General features: G+C 39.9%; 20 protein-coding genes. 5 read left to right on the top strand and 15 right to left on the bottom strand.

All coding sequences use genetic code 11. From position 1 onward, the window contains the following. Positions 1 to 7: 7 nt before the first annotated feature. The 14 genes from folE to PHO71_RS03835 all read right to left on the bottom strand — a co-directional run bounded on the left by folE (position 8) and on the right by PHO71_RS03835 (position 11,642). A complete protein-coding gene (gene folE / locus PHO71_RS03900) occupies positions 8 to 598 on the bottom strand; it encodes a GTP cyclohydrolase I FolE (RefSeq protein ID WP_300199206.1) in 591 nt (196 codons plus the stop codon). Positions 599 to 605: 7 nt separating this feature from the next. After that, a complete protein-coding gene (locus PHO71_RS03895) occupies positions 606 to 1,055 on the bottom strand; it encodes an SPOR domain-containing protein (protein ID WP_300199203.1) in 450 nt (149 codons plus the stop codon). Positions 1,056 to 1,152: 97 nt separating this feature from the next. Further along, positions 1,153 to 1,911, bottom strand: coding sequence for a triose-phosphate isomerase (gene tpiA, locus PHO71_RS03890; protein ID WP_300199200.1), 759 nt, complete (start codon positions 1,909 to 1,911; stop codon positions 1,153 to 1,155). Between the two features lie 68 nt (positions 1,912 to 1,979). Beyond that, positions 1,980 to 3,335, bottom strand: coding sequence for a BT_3928 family protein (locus PHO71_RS03885; protein ID WP_300199197.1), 1,356 nt, complete (start codon positions 3,333 to 3,335; stop codon positions 1,980 to 1,982). Then, entirely contained in the window at positions 3,325 to 3,867 is a 543-nt protein-coding gene (locus PHO71_RS03880; RefSeq protein WP_300199193.1) for a DUF1599 domain-containing protein, read from the bottom strand. Before PHO71_RS03880 ends, PHO71_RS03885 begins: the two co-directional genes overlap by 11 nt. A 113-nt stretch (positions 3,868 to 3,980) precedes the next feature. Further along, the gene (locus tag PHO71_RS03875) at positions 3,981 to 4,862 is read right to left on the bottom strand and encodes a M23 family metallopeptidase (RefSeq protein ID WP_300199190.1); all 882 of its coding nucleotides are present in this window, start codon (positions 4,860 to 4,862) and stop codon (positions 3,981 to 3,983) included. A 21-nt stretch (positions 4,863 to 4,883) separates the two neighbouring features. Then, positions 4,884 to 5,348, bottom strand: coding sequence for a nucleoside-diphosphate kinase (gene ndk / locus PHO71_RS03870; RefSeq protein ID WP_300199187.1), 465 nt, complete (start codon positions 5,346 to 5,348; stop codon positions 4,884 to 4,886). Between the two features lie 220 nt (positions 5,349 to 5,568). After that, complete coding sequence (gene recG, locus PHO71_RS03865) at positions 5,569 to 7,665, bottom strand: ATP-dependent DNA helicase RecG (protein WP_300199184.1); 2,097 nt, start codon at positions 7,663 to 7,665, stop codon at positions 5,569 to 5,571. Next, the gene (locus PHO71_RS03860) at positions 7,666 to 8,325 is read right to left on the bottom strand and encodes a 2-C-methyl-D-erythritol 4-phosphate cytidylyltransferase (RefSeq protein ID WP_300199181.1); all 660 of its coding nucleotides are present in this window, start codon (positions 8,323 to 8,325) and stop codon (positions 7,666 to 7,668) included. It abuts the gene before it with no gap. A 7-nt stretch (positions 8,326 to 8,332) separates the two neighbouring features. Further along, a complete protein-coding gene (locus PHO71_RS03855) occupies positions 8,333 to 8,884 on the bottom strand; it encodes a DJ-1 family glyoxalase III (RefSeq protein WP_300199178.1) in 552 nt (183 codons plus the stop codon). Between the two features lie 28 nt (positions 8,885 to 8,912). Beyond that, positions 8,913 to 9,788: a TonB family protein gene (locus PHO71_RS03850; RefSeq protein ID WP_300199576.1), complete on the bottom strand. Its 876-nt coding sequence runs from the start codon at positions 9,786 to 9,788 to the stop codon at positions 8,913 to 8,915. Between the two features lie 5 nt (positions 9,789 to 9,793). Beyond that, positions 9,794 to 10,210: a biopolymer transporter ExbD gene (locus PHO71_RS03845; RefSeq protein ID WP_300199175.1), complete on the bottom strand. Its 417-nt coding sequence runs from the start codon at positions 10,208 to 10,210 to the stop codon at positions 9,794 to 9,796. 2 nt (positions 10,211 to 10,212) lie between these two features. Then, the gene (locus tag PHO71_RS03840; RefSeq protein WP_300199172.1) at positions 10,213 to 10,929 is read right to left on the bottom strand and encodes a MotA/TolQ/ExbB proton channel family protein; all 717 of its coding nucleotides are present in this window, start codon (positions 10,927 to 10,929) and stop codon (positions 10,213 to 10,215) included. Beyond that, complete coding sequence (locus tag PHO71_RS03835) at positions 10,929 to 11,642, bottom strand: pyridoxine 5'-phosphate synthase (protein WP_300199169.1); 714 nt, start codon at positions 11,640 to 11,642, stop codon at positions 10,929 to 10,931. The genes PHO71_RS03840 and PHO71_RS03835 overlap by 1 nt, the downstream gene beginning before the upstream one ends. 147 nt (positions 11,643 to 11,789) lie before the next feature. Between PHO71_RS03835 and PHO71_RS03830 the strand changes: the two genes are divergently transcribed. After that, entirely contained in the window at positions 11,790 to 12,668 is an 879-nt protein-coding gene (locus tag PHO71_RS03830) for an NAD kinase (protein ID WP_300199167.1), read from the top strand. 738 nt (positions 12,669 to 13,406) lie between these two features. On the opposite strand, the gene PHO71_RS03825 is transcribed toward PHO71_RS03830, so the two are convergent. Beyond that, positions 13,407 to 14,279 carry a hypothetical protein gene (locus PHO71_RS03825; RefSeq protein WP_300199164.1) on the bottom strand — a complete coding sequence of 291 codons (873 nt, stop codon included), beginning with the start codon at positions 14,277 to 14,279 and terminating at the stop codon, positions 13,407 to 13,409. 183 nt (positions 14,280 to 14,462) lie between these two features. On the opposite strand from PHO71_RS03825, the gene mdh reads away from it, so the two are divergent. The 4 genes from mdh to PHO71_RS03805 all read left to right on the top strand — a co-directional run. Further along, positions 14,463 to 15,404 carry a malate dehydrogenase gene (gene mdh / locus PHO71_RS03820; RefSeq protein WP_300199161.1) on the top strand — a complete coding sequence of 314 codons (942 nt, stop codon included), beginning with the start codon at positions 14,463 to 14,465 and terminating at the stop codon, positions 15,402 to 15,404. 229 nt (positions 15,405 to 15,633) lie between these two features. Further along, complete coding sequence (locus PHO71_RS03815; protein ID WP_300199158.1) at positions 15,634 to 17,097, top strand: TolC family protein; 1,464 nt, start codon at positions 15,634 to 15,636, stop codon at positions 17,095 to 17,097. 65 nt (positions 17,098 to 17,162) lie between these two features. Further along, entirely contained in the window at positions 17,163 to 18,155 is a 993-nt protein-coding gene (locus PHO71_RS03810) for an HlyD family secretion protein (protein ID WP_300199155.1), read from the top strand. Positions 18,156 to 18,157: 2 nt separating this feature from the next. Then, positions 18,158 to 19,157: ABC transporter permease (locus PHO71_RS03805; RefSeq protein WP_300199152.1), on the top strand; the 1,000-nt coding region annotated here is incomplete at its 3' end.

Below are 19,157 nucleotides of genomic sequence, written 5' to 3'. Positions count from 1 at the left end.
AACTTTATCACATATTTCCATGCTGAATCAAATTCATAAACTCCTCACGAGTTTTAGCTTGATTGAATGCACCTGTAAAATCAGAAGTAGTAGTTATAGAATTTTGTTTTTCTACCCCACGCATTTGCATACACATATGTTTTGCTTCCACTACAACCATTACTCCCAAAGGATTAAGCGTTTCCTGAATGCACTCCTTGATTTGCAAAGTCATACGTTCCTGCACTTGCAAACGGTGAGAAAAAATATCAACTACACGGGCTATCTTACTCAACCCTGTAATATAACCATTGGGAATATAAGCGACATGTACCTTCCCATAAAAGGGCAACATATGATGTTCACAAAGAGAGAAGAAATCAATGTCTTTCACAATTACCATCTGGCTGTATTCTTCTTTAAACTTAGCTGAGCACAACACCTCATGAGGATCTATATGGTAACCTTTTGTCAAACTCAGCATTGCTTTAGCCACACGTTCCGGAGTTTTTAATAATCCTTCCCGTTCAGCATCCTCTCCCAACAAAGTGATGATACTGCGATAATGACTTTTCAATTCCTCCAAATTCGGAGAGATGATTTCTTCTTTTTCTAACATAATAAAATTATAAAGGAATATTAATTTGATCCTTAACGATAGAGACTTCTTTAAACACACCAGTTGCTTTCATCTTACGCATCATGGCATCAGCTTCTTCAATACTTTGAAAATCACCGACACGACAAAGCCAACGGGGAGAATTGAACGAAGTATATACTGTAAGTTCCGGGAAATATTCTTTGATACGCAATCCTACTTTATAAGCCTCATTCTTAGCTTCATTAGTATTATTACCTGCATATGCCTGAATTCTGAATCCGGAAGTCTTTATTACTTTCTGTTCACCTGCTCCAAGATGTTCCACGCCTATCAATGCCTCAATAGCAGGATCCTGATGAATGGTCACCTTTCCCTGTCCCGGCACAGTACGTTCTAAACTCTTAATAATATTTTGAGCATGTGCACCAACACCAGTAAAAACAAACAATAGAATAAATAAAGATAGCTTTTTCATTCAGTTGATTTTAATATAGGCACGGATTTCACAGATTAAAAGCCTCCTTATACAAGAGTTTCCTATCCCCATGCAATCCGTACCTAAAAGTTTTTAATTATGCATTAAACGCATCAATGATACCTTTGAAGTCAGCAACTTTCAAAGCAGCACCACCAATCAGACCACCGTCTACATCAGGGTTAGCAAACAATTCTTTTGCATTAGAAGCCTTGCAACTACCACCATAAAGGATAGAAGTGTTATCAGCAATCTCTTTGCCATATTTGTTTGCTACAAGCGAACGAATGAAAGCATGAATTTCTTGAGCTTGTTCTGCAGAAGCAGTTTTGCCAGTACCAATAGCCCAAACCGGTTCGTAAGCCAAAACAATTTTAGAGAAGTCCTCAGCAGTCAAAGAAAATACAGATTCCAACTGAGCAGCTACTACTTCATTTTGCTTATTAGCTTCGCGTTCTTCCAAAACTTCACCAATACAGAAAATCGGAGTCAGACCGTTAGCCAAAGCTAATTTTACTTTTTCATCAAGGATAGCAACTGTTTCGCCATAATAAGCACGACGTTCTGAGTGACCCAGAATTACATATTTAGCACCTGTAGAAGCTACCATAGAAGCAGAAACTTCACCAGTATAAGCACCTGATTCTTTATCAGCACAGTTTTCAGCACCTACCCCAATCTTAGCAGCGTCTACCAACGGAGTTACAGAAGCCAAGTGAATAAAGGGAGTACAGATAACGACATCACAGTTAGGTTTTTCGTTAGCCAATGCTTCGTTTAGTTCTTTTGCCAAAGCGATACCCTCTTGAAGGGTTTTGTTCATTTTCCAGTTTCCTGCAACAATGTTCTTTCTCATTTTTGTTTTTTATTTAAAGGGTTAGTAAATTACATTCTGTCTCGTTTATAGATCTTCAAGGGAATAAGTTAAGAATTGAATATTTCTTTATTATCCGTCTTCCCATTTTCTTTTGTCTCGTTTTCATTATTTCGCAACTTCGTGACTTTTTTTCGTTCTCGCCTCCGAATAATCAAAATATCGATTCCCAATACCAGCAACAATGGGATAACAAACCATAAGACTACAAAACCAATTGTGTGACTATCACTTTTTACTTTGACTTGCCCTAGTTTCAGATTTTCCAACTTATCAGTCAGCGCATACTCATCCGGAATATCTTCATCGCTCCACTTATTCAGGATTGTTCCATTCTTGATCAACATCAGCCCCGGATTAGAGCGTATCATTGTTTTCAGTGTAATATCATCCATTTGGCAAAAAGGATATTCTGCTCCGGTCTTATCCTTCCAAAGTTCAATTTGTTCTTCCGGTGAAGAGGTCAAGCAATAAAACTTATAATCATGTTCAACCGAATAATCATAAACTTCATTAATCAAATCAATGTTGCTATCGTCAGCCTTCTCAATACGGTGAGTTACTAACAAGAAAGTATATCCCATATCAGTCAGCACATCATCTGTTATATCCTCTCCGGTGCTTAGCTCCATCATAGAAAAATCATGAATAGGAGGTTCATACCCTTTTTCTTTAAGAATTGTACGAGTATCTACAAATTTCCAAGTACTATCGGGATAATTCTCTAACGTGAATTCTTTCTTCTCTCCATTTTTCTCTAAAGTGAAAATACTTTCGTATACACTGGACTTAGCTCCTTCAGGGATAGTCATACCTTCCTGAATATTTTTCCCTATTTTGTAAGGACGAAAATCTAAAACAGGCAAACGATCAAGACAATAGAAAGACAATACAAATACAAAGAAAATAGTATATAGAGATACCAGCCACTCCATCTTATAGCTTACAAACCTGATCAACAATTTTCTTTCTTTAAATACAATAATCGCTGCAATTAATAAGACTACATTTTTTCCAAATGTTTCCCAATTGGTCAATACCCAAGCATCACCAAAGCAACCACAGTCTGAAACCGGATTAAAGAGTGCCAGATACAAAGTCAGCGGAGTCATAAAAATCATCAGAATCAAGGCCAAAGTAGATGCTACCGATCTTCTGACACCAAAAAACAAGAATATACCGACAGAGAATTCAATAGCAGATAAAATAATTCCCCCTATTAACGGGAAAAAAGAAGGGAACCAAGAATCTAAACCAAACGCAGTCAGATAATCTTGTATCTTATATTGCGAACCTAGTGGGTCCACCGACTTCACAAATCCGGAAAAGATAAATGCTGCTGCCAAAAGGAAGCGACAAATATTTGCTCCTATCTGCTGAATGATATGTAAGTTCTTATCCTTCAAATTCTATTTTAATCAGTCCGAAAACAGAATAATTAATCATATCCATATAATTAGCATCTATACCCTCCGATACTAGAGTGTTTCCTGCCAAGCTTTCAATTTGCTTCGTACGGTAAATTTTCATCAAAATCAGATCTGTATAAGAGCTGACACGCATACTTCTCCAAGCCTCATCATAATCATGATTCTTGGCAAGCATTAATTCCAAAGCCTCTTTGGCATACTTATCATACAATACCAAAGCTTCTCCATTGTTTATATCAGCTGATTCGGCATATCCCAATTCTAATTGAATCAACCCAATAATACCGTAATTAACAATTGCAATAAACTCTGAACGGATTCCCTCATCTACCAAGGTTATTCCTTTTGTCTCAATACTGCGAATCCGATTAGCTTTAATGAAAATCTGATCAGTTACCGAAGCCGGACGCAGAATTCGCCATGCAGGCCCATAATCGTGCAGCTTCTTAGAAAATAAGTCACGGCATAAAGCAATGACATGTTCAAATTGTTGCTTGGTATCTTTCATTTTCTTCCAAATAGTGCGCAAAGGTAACAATAATTAAGTGAAAACAGAAAGAGGGCACTCTAAATTATATTAAAGTGCCCTCTGCAAAAGATTATATTATATTGTATTACTTTTTATGAACAACGTAACACTTGATTCAGCCGTAAGATGCTCTTGGTGGTAATACGATTCAACTTACAGAGTGTCGAAATAGAAACTCCGGTTCTCTTAGATATACGGGATAGAGAATCACCACTTTTAACTTTATAATAGCGAACAGAACCGTCAGCTATTTCCGCATCGTGTGAACCTGCACGCCTAGAGTTGGTTCGCATATTTTTACGGAAAGTATAATTATCAGCTACGATATCTTGTTTTGGGAAATCAAACATATAAGCCGGATTAATGGCAACTCCCAAGAAACGTGTTTCAAAATGAAGATGTGAACCGGTTGAACGACCTGTATTACCACCCAAGCCAATTATTTCACCAGCTTTCACCAATTGGTTTTCTTCTACAAGTTGCTTGGACAGGTGACCATAGACTGTTTCCAAACCATTATCATGACGGATGACTACATATTTGCCATAACCTCTACGCTCATATTTCACAATACGGACTTTACCATCGAAGGCAGCTACAATTGTATCACCTACATTTACTTTCAAATCCAAACCATTGTGCATTCTTCTCCAACGAGGACCAAAAGGTGAAGTAATTTTCGTACTTGGAGTCGGCATATGGAAACCGGTCAAGTCAATTGTGTAATTATCAGGAATAACAGCATCCTTTCCGTAAGCATGGACATATTGGTTATTCCAATTCGGATAAAGACTAAGGGCAGGATATTCAGCCTGTTCGACACGAATTTGCTTCTGCAATGCCAAAGAGTCTACTGTTTTTAATTTTTTATCTATTGGTGCCTGACGGGCAATCAAGTCTTGAGAAAAAGAGCTCAAGCTGACCATAGCCGCTACAGCGACCAATCCTGTTTTAATAATACAATTAAAATTCATTCGTTCTCATAAATTGTTCAATCAATATTCGTCATTTGCATACAAGTAGTCAAAAGTAACTTGTTGGTAATCGAATATTTCTTCCGGTTTAAAAAATCTCGTTAATTCAGAAGCTGCAGTCTCCGGAGAATCCGAAGTATGAACTATATTTTCCTGAAAACTCATACTATAATCTCCACGAATAGTTCCCGGCGCAGCCAGACGTCCATTAGTTGGTCCCGCCAACGTACGAACTGTTTGAATAGCATCCACACCTTCAAAGCAACACACAATAACAGGAGCTGTCATCATTGAATCTTTCACTCGTTGAAAAAAAGGTTTGCTACTCAAGTGGGAATAATGTTCACTTAACAATTCATCTGTCAATTGCATCATTTTCATTCCTGCCAACCGCAATCCTTTACGTTCAAAGCGGTGAGTAATCTCACCAATCAATCCTCGTTGGAGGGTGCAAGGTTTTAAAATGACTAATGTTTTTTCAAACATAATATGTAATATTCAGATGGTTAAACAACAACATTTTCTAAAAAATTCTCTCAAAGATAGTGTTTTCTGCCGAAATGGCAAGTCTGTCATTAACTATTTTTCAGACAACCGATACCAAAAGAATCAAAAAAGTGCTCTTAAATCCCTATGAATAGGTGAGATAAGAAGAAATATGTTTTGCAACACATTTACGTAAATAAACTGTATGTTTAACCGTTTTTCAACTAATAGCAGCCCAATTAACGTTCGACTTACGGAGTGTCTTCAATTGACGCCACAAGATTTCATTTTCCGGTTGCTGCGCCATAGGATCATGCTCCACAATATCTTCAGCTATCGAACGAACATATTGCAGTAATTGTCCGTCACGTGCAATATCAGCAATTTTCAGATCGAAAGCGACCCCACTTTGCTGCGTGCCCTCCAAATCACCAGGACCACGTAGTTTCAGATCAGCTTCTGCTATTTCGAAACCATCATTTGTTCGTACCATGATCTCAAGCCGTTTACGGGTATCCTCGGTTAGTTTGTAGTTAGTTACTAGAATACAATAAGACTGTTCGGCACCACGCCCTACCCGACCGCGCAACTGATGCAACTGCGAAAGTCCAAAACGTTCTGCATTCTCTATAATCATTACAGAAGCATTCGGCACATTTACTCCTACCTCAATTACTGTAGTGGCTACCATTATCTTAGCTTCACCGGAAACAAAAAGCTGCATTTGTGCATCTTTCTCAGCAGATTTCATTTTACCATGTACTTTGCAAACCGTATATTTATGGAATTCTTCCTGAATATACTGATAACCTTCCTCCAAATTCTTCAAATCAATCTTCTCGCTTTCCTTGATTAAAGGATAAACAATATACACCTGCCGTCCTTCCTCTATTTGTTTGTGTACTGAACGATATAATGTCTCACGCCGGTTATCAAATTGATGAATTGTCGCAATTGGCTTTCTACCCGGCGGAAGTTCATCAATAACTGACACATCTAAGTCACCATACAAGGTCATCGCCAATGTACGTGGAATGGGTGTTGCTGTCATTACAAGTACATGTGGAGGCTGGGTATTTTTATTCCAAAGACGGGCACGTTGTGCAACTCCAAAGCGATGTTGTTCATCAATCACCACAAATCCCAGAGAGGAGAAGTTTACTGTATCCTCAATAACAGCATGAGTGCCTATCAATATCCGTACTTCACCTGTTAATAAACCCGAGAGTATTGCTTGTCTCTTTTTCCCTTTCACAGAACCCGTCAGTAATTCAACACGAATATCCATTCCGAAAAGCAGTTCTTTGATGGTCTCATAATGTTGGTTTGCTAATATTTCGGTAGGAGCCATCATACAAGCCTGATAACCATTGTCTAACGCTAACAGCATACTCATCAAAGCAACTAAAGTTTTCCCACTTCCCACATCTCCTTGCAAAAGGCGGTTCATCTGCCTCCCACTCCCCACATCATTTCTTATTTCCTTTAGTACTCTTTTTTGCGCACCAGTCAGTTGGAAAGGGAGATTTTGTGTATAAAAGGTATTAAAAACATTACCTACTTTTTCGAAAACATATCCTCGGTAGCGTCTTTGTCTATCTTTGGCATAACGAAGGATATTTAATTGCACGTAGAATAGTTCTTCAAATTTAAGGCGATACTCTGCTCGCCGTAGCAGATCGGGACTAGCCGGAAAATGAATATTCCGCAGAGCTTCTGTCAAGGGCATCAAATGATGGTCTGCCAATATCTTTGGAGAAAGTGTTTCGGCCAAAGGTTCCTGAATCTGCTGGATTACTGTTGTCATCATCTTCTCAATCGCATGAGAATTGAGAAAACAACGTTTCATCTTTTCGGTCGTATTATAATATGGTTGTAGCCCTACCGTAGAAAGTTTCAGCTCGTCTGCCTTGTCTATATCGGGATGTGCCACATTGATCCGTCCGTTAAATACAGACGGTTTGCCAAAAATAATATATTCTTCGTGAAGTTTGTATTTCTGTAATATGTATTTAATACCTTGAAACCACACCAAGTCCACACCCCCCGTACCATCCGAAAAATGAGCGGTTAAGCGACGTTGCCGCCCCTCGCCAAAAGTTTCGAAACCGAGAATTTTGCCTTTCAATTGGATATAAGGCATATTACCATCTATCTCTTGGATGTAATAGATGCGGCTTCGGTCTACATATTTATATGGAAAATAATAAAGTAAATCATGTAAGGAGTATATTTCCAACTCCTTATTTAATATAGTTGCCTTTTGAGGACCTACACCAGAGATATATTTTATGTCGCGTGTGGCTAAATCAAACATTTATAGAAGAGCACTTCCCACTTTCAAATCGAAAGGGGTTGTTATTTTAATATTTTCGCGATTACCGGCTACAAGATGTACAGATATCCCCATGGCCTCCACCACTGAAGCATCATCGGTAAAAAACGGAGTATACTCCTGCGCATATGCCTGTTTGAGTAAATCTACATCAAAAACTTGAGGAGTTTGCACTAATTTATAGTCATTTCGGCTGACAGTCTCACTTCCGGTACTATTGAGATGGCGCAAGGTTTCGATTACCTCTATCACTGGAATCACAGCCTTATATTTCTTTGCTGACTCATAGCAATTATGAATCACTTCAACGGATACAAACGGACGAACTCCATCATGTACGCCTACTAATCCGTGATCTTGAACTTTTGCCAATCCATTCTTTACCGAATGAAATCGGGTTTCACCACCATCGGCAAGGATGTGTTCTACTGAAAAATTATATTTCTCACAAAGTCCTTTCCAAAACTCCTGTTGTTCTTTTGGGAGTACCAAGATTATTTTAAGATTAGGATCATACTTCCTAAAAACGTCGAGTGTATGCATCAACACAAGCTTATTGCCGATGGGAAGAAATTGTTTGGGAAGTTCACTTCCCATCCGCAAGCCCTTACCACCGGCAACAATAATCACATATTGATTCATAAGTGGTTTAGCGTTTAACACACATGGCTTCTACCAATTCTTTTACCTTTTCCTCGCCAACCAACATTTCAACAATAGCTAAAGAAAAATCCATTGCTGCTCCCGGTCCCACAGCAGTAATTATATTTCCATCACGAACAACCGGTTCATTAACCAGTTGGGCTCCTTCAAGATATTGTTCAAATACAGGATAACAAGTTGCTTTCTTACCTTTCAGCAATCCCAATTTACCCAATACCATCGGAGCTGCACAGATAGCAGCTATAGGTTTATTTTTAGTAGCAAAGTTTAGTATCAGTTTACGCAATCCTTCGTGTTTATCGAGAGTGGCAGCTCCGGGCATTCCACCAGGCAACAGCAACAAGTCGGCATCAAAGAAGTCGCAATTTTCAAAATTAATGTCACACAGCAAAGAGACATCATGTGCACCTACTACAATTTCATCCGGAGTGACAGATACAATTTCCACATTCAGTCCGGCACGTCTTAACGTATCGACGGCAGTAAAGGCTTCTATTTCCTCAAAGCCATCTGCAAAAAAAGCATATACAGTTCCCATAATCATCTATTTTTGATTAGTAATACTACTATTTCAAATTAAAATAATAAGTAATCGTTCCACTCTGGTTGTTTACCCCATCTACAGAATTGAAACGGGCTTTCTTAGCCGCATCTTCCGCTGATTTGCGCAAAGTGGAATTTACAGTATTCGTTTGAGGATTAATACTGGTAGAGATTACCATACCTGTAGGATTTACCGTAATATTTACGACCACACGTCCTTCTTCTTGTACATTATATGCAGGTTTTGGCAAACCACCTTCACCTAAAGAACGTCCACCGAGGTTAAATGTTCCATAACCGGCAACTCCTGTTTTCGCACCAGTAGAAGAGTTTCCATCCTTGCTACCTTCCACTCCTGTACCGGATTCAGAAGTTCCTCTACTTCCCCCCATCTGTGCTCCTTTACCAAAAGCATTTGCAACTTTCTTTTTAGCAGCTTCTTCGGCGGCTTTCCGTTCACGTTCCGCTTTTGCTTCTGCCAACCGTTTTGCTTCTGCAGCTTTTTCCGCTTCCGTTTTTTCCGGTTTCTTTACCGGTTCCTTCGGTTTGGTCGTTTCTTTTGGCTTCACAGGTTCTTTTTTGGGTTCGTTTTTCGGTTTGATAGCCACCGTTTCCTCTTCCGTTTGTGTCAGCAAATCCTGTTCCGAAGGTACTTCCAATGGAATAGGTTCAGGTTCAGCAACCGGCATTTCTTCCGGCAAGATGTCTACGTCCACTAACGAAGGATCGTCAAAGCCGCGTGCTACATCTACATTTCCCATCATAACAGGTATTCCGCCAGAATCTTCATCGGGCTGGGGAACGGCAAAGCTCACCAGAATCAAAAGAGCAATCACCGCCACGTGCACCAAAAGTGCACCCAGTGCTCCGACATACTCACCCTTTTTTCTTCTGTCCATCATTCTTATTTATTTTCCGGTGGGCGGGTAGCCAACACCATTTTAAAATGATTCTCATTCGCAATATTCAATACCCTCACGATTTCACGATAAGGCACCGTTTCGTCAGCATACAATGCTACATACATTTCAGGTTCTTTCTCCGCACAAGTTTGCAAGAACGGAGTCAGTTCATCCAAAGTCAATATTTTCTCCTTTTCATTACCGAAAGCGGCATAAAAGTTCATATCTTTATCAATAATAACCCTCGTCAGCGGCTTAGCCGAAGTTTGTTGTTTTCCCTGAGGCAACAACACTTTAATCGCATTAGGCGATACCACCGTAGAAGTTATCATAAAGAAGATCAACAACAAGAAGATGACGTCCGTCATGGATGCCATACTGAAATTGGGTGATACTTTATTTCTTCTTTTTAGCCCCATAGTTACTTAGTAGGCTCGTTTAACAAGTCCATAAATTCCATTGTACGAGATTCCATCTTATTTACGACGCGGTCTACCAACATCACCAAATAGTTATAAGCAAACATAGCAATGATGCCGACAATCAAACCACCAACGGTAGTGATCATGGCTTCATAAATACCGCCAGAAAGCAATGTTATATCAATATTACCGCTTCCGGCATTCGCCATTTCGTAGAATGCACGAACCATACCGGTTACCGTTCCCAAGAATCCAAGCATCGGAGCACCACCGGAAATAGTTGCCATAACAGTCAGACCTTTTTCCAATTTAGCAACTTCAATATTACCAACATTCTCAATAGCAGCTTGCACATCATTGATCGGGCGTCCCAACCGACTGATACCTTTTTCAATCATACGTGCGGAAGGAGTATTCATAGTACGGCAATAATTTATAGCCGCTTTAATCTCACCGCTATGGATATAATCTTTGATACGATCCATAAACATTGGATCTTCTTTTCCTGCGTTACGAATCATATAATTGCGTTCAAACAGAATGTAGAAGCAAACTACCGAAAGTGCACCCAGTACAATCATAATCCAGCCACCCTTGATAGCCATATCAAGCATATTCATCTCCGGAGCACTGACCGGTGTCAATACAGGATTGGCTGTCGCAAGCGAGTCAGCCATACTCACAGCCCCTTGGGCCAAAAACATCAATCCATTCATTAGCGTAGACAGTTTTTATATTCTTGAATCGTACGTTCCAATCCGAGATAGAGCGCATCGCTGATCAATGCATGTCCAATGGATACTTCGTCCAACCAAGAAATGTTTTTATAGAAATAATTTAAGTTCACGAGACTCAAGTCGTGTCCGGCATTTAGTCCTAATCCCAGTTTACGAGCGGTTTTGGCTGCCTCTATGAAAGGAGCGATAGCCACTTCTGGGTCTTTAGGATAATCAGTGGCATAGGGTTCCGTATAAAGTTCCACACGATCTGCTCCGGCTTTTGCAGCATATTCCACCATTTCCGGATCAGCAGCAACAAATACGGAAGTACGGATACCGGCGCTATTAAATTTATCGAGCACTTCCATCAGGAATTTTAAATTCATTTTCGTATCCCAACCGGAGTTAGATGTGATCTGTGAAGGAGCATCGGGAACCAACGTTACCTGATGGGGTTTCACCTTGAGCACTAAATCTATAAATTCAGCATCCGGATAGCCTTCGATATTGAATTCAGTCCGCAACAAGGGACGTAAATCATATACGTCTGCCCGGCGAATGTGGCGTTCATCAGGACGTGGATGAACGGTAATGCCGTCGGCACCAAAGGTTTCACAATCAAGAGCTACCTTTACCACATTAGGGACATCCCCTCCTCGCGCATTTCTCAATGTAGCTATCTTGTTTATGTTCACACTTAATTTAGTCATAGTTTTATGCAATATTTGCTGCAAAAATACAAATATTATTATTAGGTGCCTAATAATACGAAACGCATTCTTAGTTCTTTTTTGGTTATTTAAAGTAGAATTCCAAGAAAAAATGCCATTTTTGCAATCAAAACTAATGATGAGCTTATGAAATTTGCCATTTTCGGAAATACTTTTCAGGCTAAGAAGTCTTCTCATGCCGCTAATCTGTTCCAACTCTTGCAAAAACATGGAGCAGAGATCTATGTATGCAGAGAATTTTATCAATTTCTGACTTCAGATCTAAAGATGCAGATTCATGCTGACCGTTTGTTTGATGGCAATGATTTTACGGCTGATATGGTAATCAGTATCGGTGGTGACGGTACTTTCCTGAAAGCGGCTAGCCGTGTAGGTAGAAAGGGAATCCCTATCCTTGGTATCAATACGGGACGTTTAGGGTTTCTAGCCGATATCTCACCGGAGGAAATGGAAGAGACATTTGAAGAGATTTACTCGAAAAGATATAGTGTGGAAGAAAGGAGTGTATTACAACTTATTTGTAATGACAAACGCTTACAGAATTATCCATACGCACTTAATGAGATTGCTGTTCTTAAACGGGATAGTTCTTCGATGATTAGTATTCGGACAGCTATCAACGGAGCTTATCTGAATACGTATCAGGCTGATGGTCTGGTAATAGCTACTCCTACAGGTTCAACTGCATATTCTCTCAGTGTAGGCGGTCCCATTATCGTTCCCCATTCCAATGCAATTGCCATTACTCCCGTAGCACCGCACAGCCTCAACGTCCGTCCTATCGTCATTCGTGACGATTGGGAAATAACTCTTGATGTAGAGAGCCGTAGCCATAATTTTCTCGTGGCTATTGATGGGCGAAGCGAGAGTTGCAAGGAAACAACTCAACTCACAATCCGTAAAGCGGATTACAGCATTAAAGTAATAAAACGCTTCAATCACATATTCTTTGATACGCTTCGCAGTAAAATGATGTGGGGAGCGGATGGAAGGAGTAATAGCTAAGGCTCTGAAAATTTTTATTAGAATAACTAATTCCCTTTTATATTAACCAAGAAATCCTACCACAGAAAAAACTCATTTTTCTCTATCACCTATCACTCATTAACACCTACTACTTCTGACCCGGAGTATTCATAGATAAATTCCTCTTCATTAAGACTAAACTTCTTTTCACTTAATAGTAAAGTTTCTTTTTATTTGATTCAAACTATAAACAAAACTTTCAATTGTACAAATGCAAGTTTCATTTATACAAATGCAACTTGCATTTGTACAATCAGAACTTGCATTTATAGATTTACATTGGGCAAAAACAAGTTTTCTCTTAGATTAGAACAAGTTTTGTATTAAGAAACAGCAATTTATCTATTAATACTTTAGGAAGAAAGAAGTAATAGTTATACGAACCGCCTATAACTATAGTCCGTAATAACATTATGGCTAGCCTTGGGCTGACAAAACTATTTGATAATAGTCCGAAGGTATGGTCATTAATTAAGGAGATAATCTATGCAGACAGCTTATCAGGGTACTTATAATTACCTTCTAAAAAGAACATAGGCACATTATCAAGGATATTTTGGAAGGTTGTCCCAGAGTATTATTAATTGATTCTCAACTTATCATAGCCCTAAAATATACAAAAAGCCTTATACCACTCACAAGTGATATAAGGCTTTTCTTTAATCTTATGATTTTCCCCGATAGGATTTATCCTTCGGAACTCAAAGACTCAGATTATTAATTCAACGTGAAACTCTGAGAACCAATCAGATTGCCACCTTCAAAAATATCTATGCGATAGTTTCCGGCATAGAGAAACTCTTCTACATCCCAGTATACATTTACATTCTGTTCTTCACCATTGTATTCGATATATTTCTTAATCGAATAAACCAATGTGCGGTTTTCATAAGGGAATGTATTCGACGCACTTTTTGTCAGTACATCATTATCCGGTTTTGTGATACGTATGTAGATGGTACGCTCACCGTTCTCAGCCGTAATATTCTTTACGATTGTAAAGCTGATAGCCAACTTCACTACATCTTTTACCTTCTTTGCTTCCTTACCTCGTTTATTACGGGGTTCCACACGAATATTGGTAACGTCAAGTTGTGCAGCCAAAGTCACTTTCTTATCCAGATTCTTCTTTTCTACAGAAAGAGCATCGACCTGTCGCGAAGCCTGATTATATTTCTTAGTAACATCAGCAATCTGTTGCTGCTGCTTAGTAGTAAGCTTATTCAGTGAGTCAATTTGAGCAATATAATTAAATAAGATGGCACGTAACGTTGCCACTTCCTTTTTCAAACGGCGAATTTCTGTAGCATTCGAACTTTTCACCGTGCGCAGTTCTTCCAAAAGTCGCTGACTCTTCAATTGCTCCTGATCCAACAATTGAGCCAATGAATCATTCGTAACGGTAATCTTCAACTCATCGTATTTCTGCACAAAGCTGGAATATTCGTTTTCCAAGTCTTCCTTATCCAAATTAAACTCTTGCACCAACTCCCGGTTAGCTTTCTTTTCGGTAATCAACAAATAAGTAATGCCAATAAAAGCAATTACCAGGACAGCTATAGCTGTAATAAGAAGGCTTTTTCTATTCATAGTTTCAGTATACTAATTAATAACGGCTGCAAAAGTAATCATTTCATAACAGAGTAACACTTAATAAGGTCTTTTCTTTAACGAAAATTATTACGGAAATATTTCTTTAATAAGGATTATCATTGTAATTTTGTCGCGTAAAAAAGATAAAACTAATTATCAACTTTTTAAATAAATAGTATTATGTCAAAAGTAACCGTAGTAGGCGCAGGTAACGTAGGTGCTACATGTGCAAATGTGCTTGCTTTCAATGAAGTAGCAGACGAAGTAGTAATGTTGGACGTTAAAGAAGGAGTATCAGAAGGTAAAGCAATGGATATGATGCAGACAGCTCAATTATTGGGCTTCGACACTACTGTAGTAGGCTGCACAAACGACTATGCTCAAACTGCAAACTCTGACGTTGTTGTGATTACTTCAGGCATTCCTCGTAAACCGGGTATGACTCGTGAAGAACTGATTGGTGTAAACGCCGGTATCGTAAAATCAGTAGCCGAAAACGTATTGAAATATTCTCCTAACGCTATTATCGTAGTTATCTCTAACCCGATGGATACTATGACTTACCTGTCATTGAAAGCTCTCGGATTACCAAAGAACCGCATCATCGGTATGGGTGGCGCTTTGGATAGCTCACGTTTCAAATATTTCTTGTCTCAGGCTTTGGGTTGCAACGCTAACGAAGTAGAAGGTATGGTAATCGGTGGTCACGGTGATACTACTATGATTCCTTTGACTCGTTTCGCTACTTACAAAGGTATTCCTGTAACTAACTTCATCTCAGAAGAAAAACTGAACGAAGTTGCTGCTTCTACTATGGTAGGTGGTGCTACATTGACTAAGTTGCTGGGTACTTCTGCATGGTATGCACCGGGTGCAGCAGGAGCATTTGTAGTAGAGGCTATCCTTCACGATCAGAAAAAGATGGTTCCTTGTTCAGTAGCTCTCGAAGGCGAATACGGCGAAAACGATGTATGCTGCGGTGTACCTGTAATCTTAGGTAAGAACGGTATCGAGAAAATCGTTGAGCTTCCGTTGAACGCAGAAGAAATGGCTAAGTTCAAAGCTAGTGCTGAGGCTTGCCGTAAGACTAACGCTGATCTGAAAACAGTAGGCGCTCTTTAAGAAAGTTCTCCTCACGGGAATATTTTTATATTGCAAGGTTACTCTTCCATTGTGAAGGGTAGCCTTTTTTTATTTTCTTCTTCGTTACTTTCTCTCCACAAATAAGCATTTAAAAAAACTAAATTCTTTGCATTCTTCAATAAAAGCACCTATTTTTGCATCGTTGCTTATGCAATTATTGTCTATTTAAGAAGCAAACAAAGTAATCTGATTTAAGATGCTAGACACAATGAAGAAAATACTGACTCTGACAATTCTATGTAGCTTGGCTCTAGTGGGCAAAGCGCAAGGCGTTCTTAGCCTAGATAGTTGTCGTGCATTGGCACTTGCCAATAACAAGGATCTACTAATTGGCAATGAAAAAATAAATGCAGCACACTATCAGCGAAAAGCTGCATTTACCAATTACCTTCCCAGTATCTCGGCTACGGGAGCTTACATGAGAAATCAGAAAGAGTTCTCACTACTGAACGATGGCCAAAAGGCTGCACTTTCAGGACTGGGGACAAACCTGGCAGGTCCCATCGGAGAGGTGGCTACAAAAATCGTAACAGCATACCCCGATCTGGCTCCACTCGTTTCTTCACTAAGCGGGAAGTTAGGAGCAGTTCTGCCCGAACTCGACAAAGCAGGAAGTTCGATTGTAGATGCTTTCCGTACCGACACAAGAAATGTATACGCAGGAGCTATCACTCTCACCCAACCTTTATATATGGGTGGAAAGATTCGTGCTTACAACAAAATCACTAAATATGCTGAGGAATTGGCACAACAACAACATCAATCAGGCAAACAGGAAGTGATTATGAGTACCGATCAGGCTTATTGGCAGGTTATCTCGCTCGTCAATAAGAAAAAGCTGGCGGAAGGATATTTGAAACTCCTCCAGCAACTCGACAGTGATGTGGAAAAGATGATTACTGAAGGGGTAGCAACCAAAGCTGACGGACTATCCGTACGTGTGAAAGTCAATGAAGCGGAAATGACCTTAACCAAGGTAGAGGACGGACTGAGTCTTGCCCGAATGTTGTTATGCCAACTATGTGGTATCGACCTAAGCTCTCCTATCACCTTAGTGGATGAAAACATGAATGACATTCCATTGATGACGCCTGATACTCATTTCGACATGGCTACTGCCTACGCAAACCGACCGGAAATACGCAGTCTTGAACTGGCCACACAGATTTATGGACAGAAAGTGAATGTGACACGCTCCGAATATCTTCCTTCCATCGCATTAATGGGAAATTATATGGCTACTAATCCTTCTGTATTCAATGGTTTTGAAAACAAGTTTAAAGGAATGTGGAATGTAGGTGTTATGGTACAAGTACCTATCTGGAATTGGGGACAAGGTTTCTATAAAACAAAAGCAGCCAAGGCGGAAGCCCGCATTGCACAGTATCAGTTGCAAGATGCAAAAGAAAAGATTGAATTGCAAGTCAATCAGGCAGCTTTCAAAGTAAATGAAGCCAATAAAAAGCTAACAATGGCTTCCAAGAATATGGAAAAGGCAGATGAGAATCTTCGTTATGCTGTGCTGGGATTCAAAGAAGGAGTGATTGCTACAAGCAACGTTCTCGAAGCACAAACGGCTTGGTTGTCCGCTCAGTCAGAGAAAATCGATTCACAGATAGATGTGAAACTTACCCGAATCTATTTAGAAAAGTCTTTGGGAACTTTAAGATGAATTAAATGAAGAGCGAAGACATTCCTCATTCAAAAACAATTTAGTAATTTAAAAATCAAGATGATATGACCTCTACAAAATCACAAAACAGTAATATGCTACTTGCATTTCTCACTTTATTGGGAGTGATCGCAATTGTTGCAGTCGTTGGTTTCTTTATGCTTCGCAAAGGTCCCGAAATCATTCAGGGACAAGCTGAGGTAACGGAATATCGTGTTTCAAGCAAAGTTCCGGGACGCATCTTGGAGTTTCGCGTGAAAGAAGGACAAAAGGTCAATGCAGGAGATACTCTAGCTATTTTGGAAGCCCCTGATGTAATGGCAAAGATGGAACAGGCACGTGCTGCTGAAGCTGCTGCCCAGGCACAAAATGAAAAAGCAATCAAGGGAGCACGCCAGGAACAGATTCAGGCTGCTTACGAAATGTGGCAAAAAGCACAGGCTGGAGTTACTATTGCTGAGAAATCTTATAAAAGAGTCAAGAATCTATTTGAACAAGGGGTAATGCCCGCCCAAAAGCTGGACGAAGTAACTGCACAGCGTGACGCTGCTATCGCTACAGAAAAAGCAGCTAAAGCACAATATACGATGGCAAAAAACGGAGCGGAACGTGAGGATAAAATGGCAACGGAAGCTTTAGTAAATCGTGCCAAAGGAGCTGTTGCAGAAGTGGAATCGTATATCAAAGAGACTTATCTCATAGCTCCGGCGGCCGGAGAAGTTTCCGAGATTTTCCCTAAGATAGGCGAACTGATCGGAACAGGAGCTCCTATCATGAATATTGCAGAACTTGACGATATGTGGGTTTCATTCAACGTACGCGAGGATTTACTCAAAGACCTGACTATGGGAACCGAATTCGAAGCAATTGTTCCTGCATTGGATAACAAAACCATCAAACTGAAAGTATATTACTTGAAAGATCTGGGTACTTACGCTGCCTGGAAAGCAACTAAAACAACTGGTCAGTTTGACCTGAAAACATTCGAAGTAAAGGCTAACACCTTGGAGACTGTAGAAAATCTCCGTCCGGGTATGTCGGTTATTATCGATAAATAATCATGAAAGAGAAAGAACAGAAATATATAGCTTTATGGCAGGTCATCCAACGAGAGTGTCGCCGATTGGTATCGCGACCACTCTATCTGTTTTGTATGGTGATTGCTCCCCTATTCTGCTATATCTTCTTCACCACCCTAATGGGTTCGGGACTTCCTCAAAACTTGCCTGCCGGAGTTGTGGATATGGATGACTCTTCCACTTCGCGCAATATTGTTCGTAACTTGGACGCTTTCTCTCAAACGGGAGTGGTAGCCCACTACAGCAATGTGACCGATGCCCGTATTGCTCTTCAAGAAGGAAAAATCTATGGATTCTTCTACATCCCGAAAGGTCTTTCTGTCGAAGCACAAAGTCAAAAGCAACCGACTCTCTCTTTTTATACCAACTATTCATATTTGATAGCAGGCTCCTTGCTTTTCAGAGACATGAAAATGATGGGAGAACTAACTTCCGGAGCGGCTGCGCGAACTGTTTTGTATGCCAAAGGTGCAACGGAGAGTCAGGCAATGGCTTATTTACAACCTATTGTGATTGACACGCACCCATTAAACAATCCCTGGTTAAACTATTCGGTATATCTTTGCAACACCATCATACCGGGGGTACTTATGTTACTCATATTCATGGTGACCGTTTATGCAATTGGTGTAGAGATTAAGGACCGTACCGCTCGCGAATGGCTTCGCATGAGTAATAATTCAATTTACATTGCATTGGCCGGTAAGTTATTACCTCATACGGTAGTCTTCTTTATCATGGGAATATTCTATAATGTCTACCTGTATGGTTTCTTACACTTTCCCTGTAACAGCGGTATTCTTCCGATGATCTTTGCCACTCTTTGTCTGGTATTGGCTTCTCAATGTTGTGGTATTGTCATGATAGGAACACTACCTACCTTACGACTGGGACTGAGCTTCGCTTCATTATGGGGAGTCATCTCTTTCTCCATCTCCGGATTTTCATTTCCGGTCATGGCGATGCATCCTGTTCTTCAGG

This window comes from Bacteroides sp., from assembly GCF_028690125.1.
In the GTDB taxonomy this organism is placed as follows: domain Bacteria; phylum Bacteroidota; class Bacteroidia; order Bacteroidales; family Bacteroidaceae; genus Bacteroides.
Note: the sequence above shows the minus strand (reverse complement) of the source record. Positions and strands in the feature narration are given on the sequence as shown.

What these genes read in the sequence shown, in the direction of transcription:
- folE (WP_300199206.1), bottom strand. Translation starts at nt 598, where the DNA reads ATGTTAGAAAAAGAAGAAATCATCTCTCCGAATTTGGAGGAATTGAAA.
- PHO71_RS03895 (WP_300199203.1), bottom strand. Translation starts at nt 1,055, where the DNA reads ATGAAAAAGCTATCTTTATTTATTCTATTGTTTGTTTTTACTGGTGTT.
- tpiA (WP_300199200.1), bottom strand. Translation starts at nt 1,911, where the DNA reads ATGAGAAAGAACATTGTTGCAGGAAACTGGAAAATGAACAAAACCCTT.
- PHO71_RS03880 (WP_300199193.1), bottom strand. Translation starts at nt 3,867, where the DNA reads ATGAAAGATACCAAGCAACAATTTGAACATGTCATTGCTTTATGCCGT.
- PHO71_RS03875 (WP_300199190.1), bottom strand. Translation starts at nt 4,862, where the DNA reads ATGAATTTTAATTGTATTATTAAAACAGGATTGGTCGCTGTAGCGGCT.
- ndk (WP_300199187.1), bottom strand. Translation starts at nt 5,348, where the DNA reads ATGTTTGAAAAAACATTAGTCATTTTAAAACCTTGCACCCTCCAACGA.
- recG (WP_300199184.1), bottom strand. Translation starts at nt 7,665, where the DNA reads ATGTTTGATTTAGCCACACGCGACATAAAATATATCTCTGGTGTAGGT.
- PHO71_RS03860 (WP_300199181.1), bottom strand. Translation starts at nt 8,325, where the DNA reads ATGAATCAATATGTGATTATTGTTGCCGGTGGTAAGGGCTTGCGGATG.
- PHO71_RS03855 (WP_300199178.1), bottom strand. Translation starts at nt 8,884, where the DNA reads ATGGGAACTGTATATGCTTTTTTTGCAGATGGCTTTGAGGAAATAGAA.
- PHO71_RS03850 (WP_300199576.1), bottom strand. Translation starts at nt 9,788, where the DNA reads ATGGACAGAAGAAAAAAGGGTGAGTATGTCGGAGCACTGGGTGCACTT.
- PHO71_RS03845 (WP_300199175.1), bottom strand. Translation starts at nt 10,210, where the DNA reads ATGGGGCTAAAAAGAAGAAATAAAGTATCACCCAATTTCAGTATGGCA.
- PHO71_RS03840 (WP_300199172.1), bottom strand. Translation starts at nt 10,929, where the DNA reads ATGAATGGATTGATGTTTTTGGCCCAAGGGGCTGTGAGTATGGCTGAC.
- PHO71_RS03835 (WP_300199169.1), bottom strand. Translation starts at nt 11,642, where the DNA reads ATGACTAAATTAAGTGTGAACATAAACAAGATAGCTACATTGAGAAAT.
- PHO71_RS03830 (WP_300199167.1), top strand. Translation starts at nt 11,790, where the DNA reads ATGAAATTTGCCATTTTCGGAAATACTTTTCAGGCTAAGAAGTCTTCT.
- PHO71_RS03825 (WP_300199164.1), bottom strand. Translation starts at nt 14,279, where the DNA reads ATGAATAGAAAAAGCCTTCTTATTACAGCTATAGCTGTCCTGGTAATT.
- mdh (WP_300199161.1), top strand. Translation starts at nt 14,463, where the DNA reads ATGTCAAAAGTAACCGTAGTAGGCGCAGGTAACGTAGGTGCTACATGT.
- PHO71_RS03815 (WP_300199158.1), top strand. Translation starts at nt 15,634, where the DNA reads ATGAAGAAAATACTGACTCTGACAATTCTATGTAGCTTGGCTCTAGTG.
- PHO71_RS03810 (WP_300199155.1), top strand. Translation starts at nt 17,163, where the DNA reads ATGACCTCTACAAAATCACAAAACAGTAATATGCTACTTGCATTTCTC.